The organism is Proteus sp. G2618 (genome assembly GCF_009915995.1).
Classification (GTDB): domain Bacteria; phylum Pseudomonadota; class Gammaproteobacteria; order Enterobacterales; family Enterobacteriaceae; genus Proteus; species Proteus terrae.
Window position 1 is genome coordinate 98362 of the sequence record NZ_JAABNI010000021.1, and the last position, 15056, is coordinate 113417.

Consider the following 15056-nt stretch of genomic DNA (forward strand, 5'->3'; position numbering starts at 1 on the left):
AGAGTGCAAGTAGTAAGTTGTTATCATGAGGCGTTTTAATGTCAGATCGTAATTTTGACGATATTGCAGATAAATTCTCCCGCAATATCTATGGCACAACAAAGGGTAAAATACGTCAAGCGGTGATTTGGGAAGATTTACAACAATTATTGACTCTCTTACCTAGCCGAAGTTTGCGTATTTTAGATGCTGGTGGCGGTGAAGGTTATTTCTCTCGCCAGCTTGCTAAATTAGGACACCAAATTATCTTATGTGATTTATCACAAGAGATGCTTAATCGCGCACAAGAGGCTGCGATTGAAGAGGGTGTTGTCGAGAACATGACGTTTATTTGTTGTGCAGCTCAAGAGATTAAAGAGCATATAGATGAAGGGGTTGATTTAATTCTATTTCATGCAGTATTGGAATGGATCACGGATCAGAAAAACGCCGTAAATGTTCTTACCGATATGTTGTTACCTAATGGTATCTTATCGCTGATGTTTTACAATGCGAATGGCATTGTCATGAGAAATGCGATTTTAGGGAATTTTCATCTGGCAAATCCTGAGATCCCACGTAGAAGAAAAAAATCGCTATCACCTCAAAATCCATTGCAACCCGAAGATGTTTATCAATGGCTAGATGAGTTTTCAATGACAATATTAGGAAAAACGGGTGTCCGTGTTTTCCATGATTATTTGCAAAGTCGTCAGTTACAAAATAAAGATTTTCCATCGTTGCTTGCATTAGAGCAACGATATTGTCGGCAAGAGCCCTATATCAGTCTGGGGCGTTACATTCATGTCATGGCACAAAAGCGTGTAAATTAAGGATGTACTATGAGTGATTTTACCCAGACAGTTCCTGAGTTAGTGTCTTGGGCGAGAAAAAATGATTTCTCAATCTCACTGCCACCAGAAAGATTAGCTTTTTTGATGGCTGTCGCTGTATTAAACAGCGAGCGCCTTGATGGCGAAATCAGTGAAGGGGAGTTAATTGATGCCTTTCGAGAAGTATGTAAAGGCTTCGAACAACCCGCAGAATCAATACAAGTTCGCGCAAATAATGCCATTAATGACATGGTAAAGCAGCGACTTTTTAACCGTTTTACCAGTGAATTGGTAGAAGGTAATGCAATATACCGTTTAACCCCGTTGGGTATTGGAATTAGTGATTACTATATTCGCCAACGTGAATTTTCATCATTGCGCTTATCTATGCAACTTTCCATTGTGGCGGGTGAGTTGGATTCAGCTGCCAGTTCCGCTGAAGATGGTGGTGATGAATATCATTGGCATCGTAACGTTTTTGCGCCTTTAAAATATTCAGTGGCAGAAATTTTCGATAGCATTGATTTGTCTCAGCGGATCATGGATGAGCAGCAAAATACAGTAAAAGAAGATATTGCTGCGCTATTAAACCAAGACTGGCAAGCAGCCATTTCAAGCTGTGAACAATTGTTATCTGAAACCTCGGGTACATTAAGAGAGCTACAAGATACACTTGAAGCCGCTGGTGACAAACTTCAAGCCAATCTCTTACGTATTCAAGAAGCAAACATGAATTCTGGTCATGTTGAGCAAATTGATACATTAGTATTTGAACTTCAAAGTAAGTTAGACCGCATTATTAGTTGGGGTCAGCAATCTATTGATTTATGGATTGGATACGATAGGCATGTCCATAAATTTATTCGTACAGCGATTGATATGGATAAAAACCGTATTTTCTCTCGCCGTTTACGTCAATCCGTACAAAACTATTTCGACAGCCCATGGGCATTAACTTACGCTAATGCTGATCGGTTGTTTGATATGCGTGATGAAGAACTGGTTCTACGTGATGAAGAAGTCACGGGTGAGTTACCTGAAGAGCTTGAATATCAAATGTTCAGTGAAGTGAACGAACAAATAGCACTATGGGTAGAGCAAGAGCTGGCTTCTTACAAATTGGAACAACGAGCATTAGATCTCAGTTCAGTGTTAGTTGAATACCTTAATCGTTATCCGCAACAGAAACATTTCGATGTTGCACGTATTGTTATTGATCAAGCAGTACGATTAGGTGTGGCGAAAGCTGAGCTCGCAGGATTACCTGCAAAATGGTCAGAAATTAACGAATATGGAGCTAAGGTACAAGCGCATGTCATCGATACATACTGAACAATTTATGCCAGCAAAACTGGCGCAGGCATTAGCGAACTCACTTTTTCCTGAACTGGATAGCCAGTTACGTGCAGGTCGACATATCGGTATAGACTCTCTGGATAATCATGCTTTCTTGATGGATTTTCAAGATGAGTTATCAGACTTTTATGCGCGTTATAACGTCGAATTAATTCGAGCACCAGAAGGTTTCTTCTATTTGCGACCTCGTTCAACCACACTTATTCCACGCTCTGTTCTCTCTGAAATGGATATGTTGGTGGGGAAAATTCTTTGCTATCTCTATCTTAGCCCTGAACGATTAGCGAATCAGGGAATATTCACCGTTCAAGAGCTGTTCGATGAATTAAGAACATTAGCAGATGAAACCAAGCTTTTACGTTTAGTGAATCAGCGCTCAACAGGTTCTGATCTTGATTTGCAAAAATTACAAGAAAAAATGAGAACCTCACTAAATCGTTTACGTCGTTTAGGTATGATCTCATTCTTATTAAATGATATGCAGCGTTTTTCTATTACCGAATCTGTTTTCCGCTTTGGTGCCGATGTGCGTAGTGGCGATTCTCCACTTGAAGCTCAAATGCGAATGATCCGTGATGGTGAAGCAATGGCGCTTGAAGATAGCTCAGAAACTCTCAACGATGATGAAGAAAATGAAGATGAGCAATTACAATCCAGTGAAGATGATGCGGAGGGAGAAAATAAATGATTGAACGGGGAAAATTTCGCTCATTAACACTTATCAACTGGAATGGGTTTTTTGCTCGTACTTTTGATTTAGATGAGTTGGTGACTACGTTATCAGGTGGTAATGGTGCGGGTAAATCAACCACGATGGCTGCATTTATCACAGCCATGATCCCTGATCTTACTTTACTTCATTTCCGTAATACCACAGAAGCAGGATCGACAAGCGGATCACGTGATAAAGGGTTATACGGGAAACTGCGTCCTGGTGTGTGTTATGCCGTATTGGATGTGATTAACTCGCGTCACTTACGTGCTGTGGTCGGTGTTCGTTTACAACAAATTGCAGGGCGTGATAAGAAAGTTGATATCAAACCCTTTATGATCCAAGGGCTGCCAATGGCAGAAAATCCAACAGAAATTTTGACTCAAGCTGTTGCGGATCGCCAAGCCCGTGTTTTACCGCTGAATGAATTAAAAGAAAAAGTTGAAGCCATTGATGGGGTTGTTTTCAGACAATTTAACTCTATCACTGATTTCCATGCTGTGATGTTTGATTTAGGGGTTATTCCTAAACGTTTACGTTCAGCGAGTGATCGCGCCAAATTTTATCGTTTAATTGAAGCCTCATTGTATGGCGGTATTTCAAGTGCGATTACACGCTCTTTACGTGATTATTTACTACCTGAAAATAGCGGTGTAAGAAAAGCTTTCCAAGATATGGAAGGTGCATTGCGTGAAAACCGAATGACGCTTGAAGCTATTCGTGTCACTCAATCTGATCGAGACTTATTTAAGCACTTAATTACAGAAGCGACATCTTATGTTGCTGCTGACTATATGCGTCATGCTAATGAACGACGAATTCATTTAGATGAAGCTTTAACCGTGCGCCGTGAGTTATGGAGCCAGCGTAAATCCATTAATAGCGAAGCGTATCGTTTTGTTGAAATGGGTAAAGAGTTAGAAGAGCAACAAGCGTTATCTTCTGATCTTGAAGCGGATTATCAAGCGGCAAGTGACCGATTAAATTTAGTACAAAATGCAGTTCGCCAACAAGAGAAAATTGACCGCTATGTTGCTGATGTTGAAGAGATAACTTTCCGCTTAGAAGAACAAAGCGAAGTGGTTGAAGAAGCTACATCTAAGAAAGAAGAACTTGAAGCACGCGTAGAATCGGCAGAAGAAGAAGTCGATGAACTGAAAAATCAGTTAGCAGACTATCAGCAAGCATTAGACGTACAACAAACACGCGCTATTCAATATCGCCAAGCTGTGCAGGCTTTAGAGCGTGCTAAAGCACAATGTGATATTACGGATTTAGATGAAACTAATGCAGAGCAATGGGCTGAACGGATCCAATCAAAAATTCAAACCATTACGAATTCATTGCTTTCTATGGAGCAGAAACTCAATGTTTCTGAAGCAGCGAAAACACAATTCGATCAAGCCTATAAACTGGTAAGTTCAATTGTTGGTGAAGTTGAACGCCAAAATGCATGGGATGCTGCAAAAACGGCATTACGTGAGTGGTCTTCTCATCGACATCAAGCGGATAGGGTTCATCCTATTCGTATGCAATTAGCTGAATTAGAACAGCGTTTACATCAGCGAAACAATGCAGAACGCCAACTTGAAGAGTTTAACAAACATCATGGTAAATCGATGGAGCCTGATGATCTGTTAATTCTTCAAGATGAATTAGAAGCAAAAATTGAAGAGCTTAGTGATTACGTTAATGAATCAGGCGAACAGCGTATGCAAATGCGCCAAGAGTTAGATCAACTTAAACAACAAATTGAAAAGCTGAAAAAACGAGCACCTGCATGGCTTGCGGCACAAGATGCGTTAACACAATTATGTGAGCAGACTCGTCAATCTTTTGAAACGGGTCATCAAGTAACAGAATATATGCAACAGTTACTTGAAAAAGAGCGCGAAGCAACGGTATTACGTGATGAAACAGCAACCCGTAAACAACAAATTGAAGCGCAAATTGAACGTTTAAGTCAGCCAAGTGGCGCTGAAGATGGGCGATTAATTACGTTAGCTGAACGCTTTAATGGTGTTTTATTATCAGAAATTTATGATGATATTACGTTAGACGATGCGCCTTATTTCTCTGCATTATATGGGCCAGCACGCCATGCGATTGTTGTACAAGATCTATCTCAAGTTCAGGCACAATTAGAAACGTTAGATGATTGCCCAGAAGATCTCTATTTTATCGAAGGTGATCCACAATCTTTCGATGACAGTGTATTTAATGCGCAAGAGATGGATAAAGCCGTTCTTATTAAAAGTTCTGATAGACAATGGCGTTATTCTCGCTATCCTGAAATCCCGCTGTTTGGTCGAGCTGCGCGTGAAAATCAGTTAGAAATTTTATCTCGCCAGCGCGATGAGCTTTCTGAACTTTACGCGACACAAGCTTTTGATGTACAGAAGATCCAACGTGCTCACCATGCTTTTAGTCAGTTTGTGGGACAACATATTTCTGTGGCATTTGAGGCGGATCCTGAAGAGGATATTCGTCAACTCAACCAAAGACGTAACGAGCTAGAAAGAGCGCTAACACAATACGAAGAGAGTACTCAGCAACAGCGTCAAAATTATGCGCGTGCTAAAGAATCTCTAAATCTTCTTAATAAACTTATTCCTAAAGTTAATATCTTGATGGATGAAACACTGATTGATCGTGTTGAAGAGTTACGTGAAGAGCTGTATACCGCTGAAGAGTCAATGCGTCACTTGCAGCGTCATGAAAAAGCATTAGCAACGTTAGAGCCTATCGCTTCAATCTTACAAAGTGATCCACAAGCGCATGAACAATTAGCTCAAGATTACGAACAAGCAAAAGCAGAACAGCAACGTTATCAGCAACAAGCTTTCTTGCTGGTGGAAGTGGTACAGCGTCGTCCTCACTTTAGTTATAGCGATGCCGTTGAGATTGTCAGTGAAAATAGTGATCTTAACGAGAAGCTACGTCACCGCTTAGAAATGGCTGAAACAGAACGCGCTACAGCAAGAGAACTTTATCGTCAGCAACAAGCACAATGTGCTCAATTTAATCAAGTACTCGCATCATTAAAAAGCTCCTTTGATACTAAATCTGAATTACTTAGAGAGCTTGAGCAAGAGATGCGTGATACAGGGATCCATATTGATATTGGTGCAGAAGCCAGAGCCAAAGAGCTGCGTGATCAACGCTATTCTGCGGTAAGTGCAAACCGCACGCGTATTAGCCAACTTGAGCGAGATATCGCACTAAGTGAAGCTGAGCGAGATAATCTAACCAAGAAAATCCGTAAACTTGAACGTGACTACATTCAAATTCGTGAGCATGTTGTGAGTGCAAAAGCGGGTTGGTGCGCGGTTATGCGATTAGTAAAAGAAAATGGAATGGAGCGTCGTTTACATCGTCGAGACTTTGCTTATCTTTCTGCTGATGAATTACGTTCAATGTCGGATAAAGCGTTAGGTGCATTACGCCAAGCGGTTGCTGATAATGAATATTTACGTGATGCACTACGTCGCTCAGAAGATGCAAAATATCCCGATCGTAAAGTTCAGTTCTTTATTGCGGTATATCAGCATTTAAGAGAACGTATTCGCCAAGACATCATTAAAACGGATGATCCAGTTGATGCAATTGAACAGATGGAAATTGAGCTTGCTCGCTTAACTGAAGAGTTAACTAGCCGTGAGCAAAAATTAGCGATTAGCTCACGAAGCGTCGCGAATATTATTCGTAAAACTATTCAGCGTGAGCAAAACCGTATTCGTATGCTAAACCAAGGTTTGCAAGCGGTTTCATTTGGTCAGGTGCGTGGTGTCCGACTCAACGTCAATATCCGTGAAAGTCATCAAGTATTATTGGATGTGTTATCTGAAGAAGAGAACCAGTATCAAGATCTATTTAAAAACCAAAATCTGACTTTCTCTGAAGCAATGGCGAAACTTTATCAGCGTTTAAACCCTCAAGTAGATATTGGTCAACGTATGCCACAAACTGTGGGTGAAGAGCTGTTAGATTACCGTAATTACCTTGAAATGGATGTTGAGGTTAATCGTGGACCAGAAGGTTGGTTAAAAGCAGAAAGTGGCGCTTTATCAACTGGTGAAGCAATTGGTACAGGGATGTCAATTCTGGTGATGGTTGTACAGAGCTGGGAAGAAGAATCACGACGCTTAAGAGGAAAAGATATCTCTCCTTGTCGTTTGCTCTTCCTCGATGAAGCGGCACGTTTAGATGCGAAATCTATCGCGACGTTATTTGAACTTTGTGATCGCCTTGATATGCAATTAATTATTGCGGCACCAGAAAATATCAGCCCAGAAAAAGGAACAACCTATAAATTAGTACGAAAAGTGTTCAATGGTACTGAACATGTACACGTTGTTGGGTTAAAAGGTTTTGGTCAACAGGCTGAAAAAGATAAAATTGCATCATCAAATGTTGCTGAAATAACACAATAATTTTATTCCATTATTAGCCTCAAGAGGGCAAGAATAAAGGCGCTACGGGCTCATGCTTATAGCGCCTTCTTTTTTAAAGTGTTACATAGATCAAAAAATGAAAGTAAATTAACAAAAAAATGAAATTTTAAATGGAATAACGTGCGCCATATCTCATTTAAATGTAATCATGATGTTTATGATTGCTCCCGTATGTGATTAATATAAAAATTTAAAGGAAAGAGAATGCGTAAAGTCACGTTAGCTTTTAGTGCAATTGCTTTAGCGTTAAGCTTAAATGGCGCAGCAATGGCAAAAGTTCATATGCCAGAAGTTGTTAGCCCAGGTGTTACCGTTGCACAACTTGCACAACAACAACCAATTCATTGGGTTTCTGTTGCTGATATTGAAAAAAGCCTTGCAGGTCAAGCACCGATGGCAGTTGGTTTTGATATTGATGACACTGTTCTGTTCTCAAGCCCAGGTTTCTACCGTGGTAAACTGGAATACTCTCCAAACGATTTCAGCTACCTGAAAAACCCAGAATTCTGGGAAAAAATGAATAACGAGTGGGATAAATTCAGTATGCCTAAACAAGTCGGTATCGATCTTGTTCAAATGCACTTAAAACGTGGTGATACTGTTTATTTCATTACTGGTCGTACTCAGACTAAAACTGAGACTGTGACCAAGTATGTACAAGAAGGCTTAAACATTCCTGCTGATAAAATGCAGCCTGTTATTTTTGCTGGTGATCAACCTGGCGCAAATAACAAAGTAAGCTGGATGCGTGATCATAAACTGAAAATTTACTACGGTGATGCTGATGCAGATATCGCAGCAGCAGATGAGCTGAACATCCGTGGTATTCGTATTCTGCGTGCAGCTAACTCTTCTTACCAACCACTGCCAAAAGCAGGTCAATTTGGTGAAGAAGTAGTTATCAATTCAGAGTACTAATCTTTACCCTTTGTTTACCTTTATTTGTAAGGCGTAGGAAACTGCGCCTTTTTCTATTTTAAAATACCTTCCATTTAAATAATCTTATTATCCATTCACAATTCTTTATTATTCATTAATAGTCTATTTTTAATTTGTCTGTTTTTTGTTTTGTTATTGTGTCTTTAATTAAATTATATATTTTGAATATAAAAATGACTAAATGGTCTTTTTTTGATTAAATAAAATAAAATTTCTATCAGGGGCTTACAAAACTTTAAAAATATTAGTTTATTCCTATAAAACTCTTCTCCAAGCTCATCTAATATTCTAGGATACCAAAATAATAATAAGGAATGAGGGTAGAGGATTTATGGCGTATCAACCAATTAAAAGAGCAATCGCATATTCAGTTGTTATAGGTACACTCCTTTCTGGACATTATGTAATGGCCACAGAAACAGAGTCAGTGACTTTATCTGCACCCGAAACAGAAAACGCGACATTAGTTCCTGTAGCTAATGAAGCTATGCCAGCACCTGCAATTGTAGCAATGAATATTCCACAAGTGACCGAGTTAGAAGCAAGAACAAAATTGCAATCGTGGATCCCAACAGGATATGAACCGTTATATTTAGCCCAGCTAGTGAAAGTTTACCAAGCGAATAACTTAGCATTAATCTGGCAAGATGAAAAAATAGTACAGCAATTACAGCAACAAATTGCTGAAGTCGCTATTTCAGGTATTCAGCCCCAATTTGGGCAATGGTTAACACAATTAGGAACGCCTGAATTAACAAAAGAAGCACGTGATCTTATTTTATCAGATGCTTTTTTAGGCTATATCAGTTTTGTTGAGCAAGTGAATAAATCAGGCATATCTTTACTGTATCGTAATGTGATGCAAACATTGCCATCACCCACTGATAAATCAGTCGTGGAATTACAGCAAAATATCCAAAATAACACCTTAGGTAGTTTTGTTATTTCTTATGCACCATCTCATCCTTATTACAACTTAATGAAAGAAGAAGTGCGTAAGCAGTTACATAGCTCAGTTGTTTGGCCAGAAATGCAAGGAACAACATCATTAAAGCCAAATCAATCATCACAAGAAGTTATACCTCTGAGACAGATTTTACGTAATTTAAAATTAATTCCTGAACTAGAAGCTAATGAGCAGGAAATAGCAACAACTGTTTATGATGCGCCTTTAGTTGCGGCTGTTAAATTATTTCAAACTGCGCATGGGTTAGAGCCAGATGGGATTATTGGGCGACAAACGCGAGTGTGGTTAAATATGACACCGGCACAACGTGCGAGTATTATGGCATTAAATATTCAACGTCTTCGCCTGACACCTGCCATTGGAGATACAGGAATTTGGGTTAACATTCCTGATTTCTCACTCTATTTTTATGCCAATAACGAGCTTATTCTTGATTCAAAAGTCATTGTAGGTCGTCCTGATAGAAAAACACCGATTATGAGTAGCGCACTAAATAATGTTGTGGTTAATCCACCTTGGAATGTGCCAACAAGTATGACTCGTAAAGATATTGTACCTAGAGGTAAAGCAGATCCTAGTTACTTTAGTCGTAAGGGATATACTATTTATTCAGGGTGGGGGAATGATGCTTATCCTATTAACCCTTATGACATTGATTGGCAAAATATGAGCGCAAATAACTTCCCTTACCGAATTTGGCAGGCTCCGGGGCCAACAAACTCATTAGGGCGTTATAAATTTAATATGCCAAATTCAGATGCGATATATCTGCATGACACACCAAACCATTCACTGTTCTCAAAAAATATGAGAGCAATAAGTTCAGGCTGTATTCGTGTTAATAAAGCGTCTGAACTTGCTTCAATTTTATTGGGTGATGCAGGATGGAAACAAGATAGAATTGATGCAGCATTAAAACGTGGTTCAACACAATATGCGCCAATTCCTGAACGTATTCCGGTTTATTTATATTATCAAACAGCATGGGTGGCTCAGGAAAATGCACCTCAATATCGTGCAGATATTTATGGTTATGACAAAGTCATTACTAATGCACAACCTTATTTAGAGAATATTAAGAAATACTTTTAATATAAATAAATATAAATTGAATAAAGGATAGCTAATTCAGCTGTCCTTTATTTTTATATAAATCAATAAGATAAAAATGTTTTTTTATGGTCTTCAATAAGATAACTAGAAATATAATAAATTATAAAATATTTTTAAAATTTCTATTAAAAATAGAATGATAAAAATAGAGATTAGTATAAATAACTAAATTTATAAAATTACTAATGGCGTTAAATTGAAATGAAGTGTTATTTACAATACTATACAAACGATAAGAAACAATTCGAGAAAAATATTGTCATAATAAAGGTTCTTCCTCCTGAAATAATTTGTTGAGTGCATATACTATGGATATTATTGATTCGCATCGCCGTAAGTGGCTGGGGCTTGGTATGGCCGCTGTGGGGTTAGGGTTATTGCCTTCTCATGCATTTGCTTCATTAGCAACACCTCGTCCAAAAATTCTTCGCTTTAATAATTTAAATACCGGTGAAACTATTAAAGCCGAGTTTTTTGATGGAAAACGCTATAATAAACATGAGCTTGCTAAATTAAATCACCTTTTTAGAGATTATCGTCAAAACAAAATCAAAACCATCGATCCCGCATTGTTTGACCAAATCTATTTACTGCAAGTCATGCTTAATAACAATAAGCCTGTTGAACTTATTTCTGGTTATCGTTCATTAGTCACTAATAATAATTTGCGCCAAAACAGTAGTGGTGTAGCAAAGAAAAGTTATCATACACGTGGACAAGCAATGGATTTTCGTTTAGTGGGCACAGATCTTTCTAAAGTTCGTCAAGTCGCATTAAGAATGAAAGCGGGTGGTGTAGGCTATTATCCAAGAAGTAATTTTGTGCATATTGATACAGGACCTGTTCGCTCATGGTAATCTATTGAGAATTAGTTAATAGAGAGTGGAGTGATTCATGATGTATCACATTGTACCTGTGACAAATTATATGCAAAATTGCACCCTTATTTGGTGCGATGAAACGAAGGAAGCGGCAATTGTTGATCCCGGTGGAGATGTCGAAACGCTAATTGCGGAAATCGAGGCACGCCAATTAACATTAACCAAAGTATTATTAACACACGGACACTTTGATCATATTGCAGGCACCTCTCAAATTGTCGAGCACTTCAATGTTCCTGTTTATGGTCCTCATAAAGATGATAATTTCTTATTAGAGGAATTAGAACAGCAGTGTCGTATGTTTAATTTTCCTTGTGGAAAATCATTTACACCAGATAGTTGGTTAAATGAGGGTGATACCGTAACAATCGGTAAAACAATTTCGTTATCTGTTTTACATTGCCCAGGGCATACACCGGGACATATTATTTTTGTAAATCATCAGAATAAGATTATCTCTATGGGAGATGTGCTATTCAAAGAAAGTATTGGTCGTACCGATTTCCCACGTGGAAACCATGCTGATCTTATTGCTTCAATCAAAAATAAAGTCTTACCTTTAGGCGATGATTATCTGTTTATTCCGGGACATGGCCCTATGTCTAATTTAGGGCATGAGCGCCAATACAATCCGTTTTTACAAGATGAAATTCCAATCTGGTAATAGTGCGCTGATATAAGTGAATAAATATGAAAGCTCTTTATTATAAAGAGCTTTTTTATCAGTAAAAAATATAATTTGTATTTCTCTTACTTTAAATAAAAATGCCACGTTGTTAATAACGTGGCATTTATCTTAATTACACTTTAGAAGGTAATTAGAGTACTGCAACAATGGCTTCACATAGTGGAACCATATTCTCAAGAGTTAAACCAGCAACGTTAATACGACCAGATCCCACGATATAAATACCGTATTCAGCACGTAAACGCTCAACTTGCTCTTTATTTAAACCACTAAATGAGAACATACCATTTTGGTCGATAATAAAGCTAAAGTCTTGCTTAGCACCTTTTTCTTGTAGCGTGGTTACTAACAGTTGACGCATACGCTGAATACGTTCACGCATGGTTGTTAGCTCTTCAACCCATTCTTCTTTTAACTCTGGGTTAGAAAGAATAGTTGTTACTACAGAAGCACCGTGTGCTGGTGGATTTGAGTAGTTTGCACGAATAATTGCTTTTGCTTGGCTAAAGGCTTTTTCAGCAGTGTCACTGTCTTTGGTGACAATGGTACATGCACCTACACGCTCATTGTAAAGACCGAAGTTTTTAGAATATGAACTTGCAACAATAAGCTCAGGATTTTTTTCTGCAAAGAGGCGTAAGCCTTGTGCATCTTCTTCTAGACCACGAGCAAAACCTTGATATGCAAAGTCAAAAACAGGTAACCAGCCTTTTTCTGCTGATAGTTCAGCTAATTGGCGCCATTGTTCTTCAGTTGGATCAATACCGCTTGGGTTATGACAGCAACCGTGGAACAGAACAACATCACCTGCTTGAGCTTTAGCAAGGCTTGCTAACATGCCTTCAAAATCTAACCCATGATTTTCTGCATCGTAATAATCATAATTGCAGATCTCAAGACCCGCAGTTTGGAAAATATTATTATGGTTAGGCCAAGTTGGATTACTTATCCAAACACGTTTTGCAGTGGTTTGTTGAGCAATAAAATCAGCAGCAATACGTAAAGCACCTGTACCACCTGGGGCTTGAGCTGTGCGTGCGCGTTTTTCAGAGATAATAGGATGTTGTTCACCAAACAAAAGTGCTTGGGTCACATTGCCAAATTCAGGGATACCGCTAATAGGAAGGTAATTTTTGGTGGTTTCGTTTTCTAACAGGTATTTTTCTGCTTTCTTAACTGTGGTTAAAACAGGCGTTTTACCTGTCTCATCCTTGTAAACACCAATCCCTAAGTTAATTTTGTTTTCACGAGGATCAGAACGGAAACTATCAGCTAAACCCAGAATAGGATCGGCTGGTGCAGCAATGATTTTCTCAAACATAGTGTAATTGTTCCCTAAGCTCAAAACGAAGCCGAAATATGAGTATCAAGAGTAACGCTATGAGGCCTTTTTGCCAACTGTTTGTAGAGAAATTAACAAGAAGTTGTGAACTAAGTGAGAATAAATAGCAAATCAAGATGTAAATAAGTGAATATCCTGTGATTACATTAACATGTAAAAATAATCACTAAAAAATAATAATTGTTTAGTATGATAAACTTTTTGAAGTTGTTAAAAATAAAGAAGTTACAATGTTTTTCAGTGAATAAATAAACAGATCTACTGCAAATGCAAAAATAAAGAGAAAGAAAACATTGAGAATAAGAAGAAAAAAGCGAACTAAATAACAAGAGATTGAGAATAAAAAAGCAACACCGAAGTGTTGCTTTTCAAATCAATTAACTTGACTGTTTAATTACCTAAGCAGTAATTAGAACTGATAAGTCAGACCTAAACCAACTACGTTGTCGTCGTTGATGCCCAGTTTGTTATCAGATTTCAGCAGGTTGATTTTGTAATCAACAACTGCAGTCATATTTTTGTTAAATTTGTAGAAAGAACCTACAGAGATATATTTAACTAAATCTTCATCACCAACATAAGCAATACCAGTGTTTGTTGTTTGGTTCAGACTTTTACCTTTAGATTGAACATAACCTAAAGATGGTTTCAGACCTAAATCAGCAAAGTCATACTGCGCAGTTAACTCAATGTTTTGAGTTTTGTTAGCAATGCCTTTATTGAAGCTAGTCATGTTACGAGTTTCACCGTACATAGCCGCTAAGTAAACATTGTTAGCTGCGAATTTAGCACCAACGTTCCATGCTTCTGCACGAGAACCTTTAGCAGTGCTGTTATCTTGCTGCCAAGAAGTACGAGCAGAGTTTGAATAACCACCACCCAGAGTTACGCCCCAGCCTAAGTTATAAGCTGTAGAGAAACCGAAGCCGTCACCATTAGCTTTTTTACCATCACGCTTGTTGATAGTATTTTCGTTGTTTTTGCCTTGGTATTGCAGAGCAAAGTTCAGACCATCAACATAACCGAACATATCAGTGTTACGGTAAGTTAAAACACCAGTAGTACGGCTAGTCATGTAAACGTCAGTTTGTGCCATGGAGTCGCCACCAAATAAAGGTAGAACGTCTGTCCATGCGTTGGTGTCGTAAATTACACCGTAGTTACGACCATAGTCCATAGAACCGTAGTCAGCAAATTTAAAACCTGCGTAAGCAAAACGAGCACGTGAATCAGTATCACCTTCAGCATTGCTAGTACGAATTTCGTATTCAAAACGACCAAAACCAACTAAATCTTTATTGATTTGAGTTTCGCCTTTGAAGCCGATACGTGCACGAGAACCGTCACCGTCTTCACCTGAGTCTTTATCAGCGAAGTAATGACGAACGTCAACTTTACCGTAGATGTCTACTTTGTTGCCGTCTTTGTTGTACATTTCAGCTGCGTTTGCTGCACCAGCAAACATTAAAGCTGGGATTACCACTGCAAGAAGATTGCGCTTCATCATTATTATTACCCTCATTGGTGTTATTCAGACACCTTTGCCACTGCCAGAAATAGTTTCTTAATTTTTATGGAACTATTTATGAGAGTTAAGTGTCGTCTGTGTCGGGTGACAGTGTTCCATTGGTAAAAAATTTTATCTACCCCCAATTTGCTACAAAAACGAAAAAAGTGTAACAAATTGTAACTATGTATTTCAAAGTGTGTATTTTGGGGAACTTTTGAATCAAATAACAGCCATGCATAAAAAAAGCCAACCTTGAGGTTGGCTTCTTCACTTAAGTAAAAC

General features: G+C 38.4%; 10 protein-coding genes. 8 read left to right on the forward strand and 2 right to left on the reverse strand.

Features of this window, described 5'->3' with window-relative positions:
- The first annotated feature begins 38 nt into the window (after nucleotides 1–38).
- The 8 genes from cmoM to GWJ01_RS11350 all read left to right on the forward strand — a co-directional run bounded on the left by cmoM (nucleotide 39) and on the right by GWJ01_RS11350 (nucleotide 11898).
- On the forward strand, nucleotides 39–812 hold the full coding sequence (gene cmoM, locus GWJ01_RS11315; protein WP_161711103.1) for a tRNA uridine 5-oxyacetic acid(34) methyltransferase CmoM: 774 nt from the start codon (nucleotides 39–41) through the stop codon (nucleotides 810–812).
- A 9-nt stretch (nucleotides 813–821) separates the two neighbouring features.
- Complete coding sequence (gene mukF, locus GWJ01_RS11320) at nucleotides 822–2144, forward strand: chromosome partition protein MukF (RefSeq protein WP_161711104.1); 1323 nt, start codon at nucleotides 822–824, stop codon at nucleotides 2142–2144.
- On the forward strand, nucleotides 2125–2856 hold the full coding sequence (gene mukE, locus GWJ01_RS11325; RefSeq protein WP_023581330.1) for a chromosome partition protein MukE: 732 nt from the start codon (nucleotides 2125–2127) through the stop codon (nucleotides 2854–2856). The genes mukF and mukE overlap by 20 nt, the downstream gene beginning before the upstream one ends.
- A complete protein-coding gene (gene mukB, locus GWJ01_RS11330) occupies nucleotides 2853–7313 on the forward strand; it encodes a chromosome partition protein MukB (RefSeq protein WP_161711105.1) in 4461 nt (1486 codons plus the stop codon). The genes mukE and mukB overlap by 4 nt, the downstream gene beginning before the upstream one ends.
- A gap of 225 nt (nucleotides 7314–7538) precedes the next feature.
- Complete coding sequence (gene aphA, locus GWJ01_RS11335) at nucleotides 7539–8252, forward strand: acid phosphatase AphA (RefSeq protein WP_023581332.1); 714 nt, start codon at nucleotides 7539–7541, stop codon at nucleotides 8250–8252.
- Between the two features lie 352 nt (nucleotides 8253–8604).
- Nucleotides 8605–10332 (forward strand): L,D-transpeptidase, encoded by a 1728-nt coding sequence (ldtD, locus tag GWJ01_RS11340; RefSeq protein ID WP_109402629.1) that lies wholly within the window; start codon nucleotides 8605–8607, stop codon nucleotides 10330–10332.
- A gap of 329 nt (nucleotides 10333–10661) precedes the next feature.
- The gene (locus GWJ01_RS11345; RefSeq protein WP_099659762.1) at nucleotides 10662–11210 is read left to right on the forward strand and encodes a YcbK family protein; all 549 of its coding nucleotides are present in this window, start codon (nucleotides 10662–10664) and stop codon (nucleotides 11208–11210) included.
- Nucleotides 11211–11247: 37 nt separating this feature from the next.
- A complete protein-coding gene (locus GWJ01_RS11350) occupies nucleotides 11248–11898 on the forward strand; it encodes an MBL fold metallo-hydrolase (RefSeq protein WP_109402630.1) in 651 nt (216 codons plus the stop codon).
- A 154-nt stretch (nucleotides 11899–12052) separates the two neighbouring features.
- Here GWJ01_RS11350 and GWJ01_RS11355 read toward each other — a convergent pair whose 3' ends face one another.
- Both GWJ01_RS11355 and GWJ01_RS11360 read right to left on the reverse strand, forming a co-directional pair.
- On the reverse strand, nucleotides 12053–13243 hold the full coding sequence (locus tag GWJ01_RS11355; protein WP_075673126.1) for an amino acid aminotransferase: 1191 nt from the start codon (nucleotides 13241–13243) through the stop codon (nucleotides 12053–12055).
- 430 nt (nucleotides 13244–13673) lie between these two features.
- Nucleotides 13674–14771 (reverse strand): porin, encoded by a 1098-nt coding sequence (locus GWJ01_RS11360; protein ID WP_109402631.1) that lies wholly within the window; start codon nucleotides 14769–14771, stop codon nucleotides 13674–13676.
- Nucleotides 14772–15056: the final 285 nt, after the last annotated feature.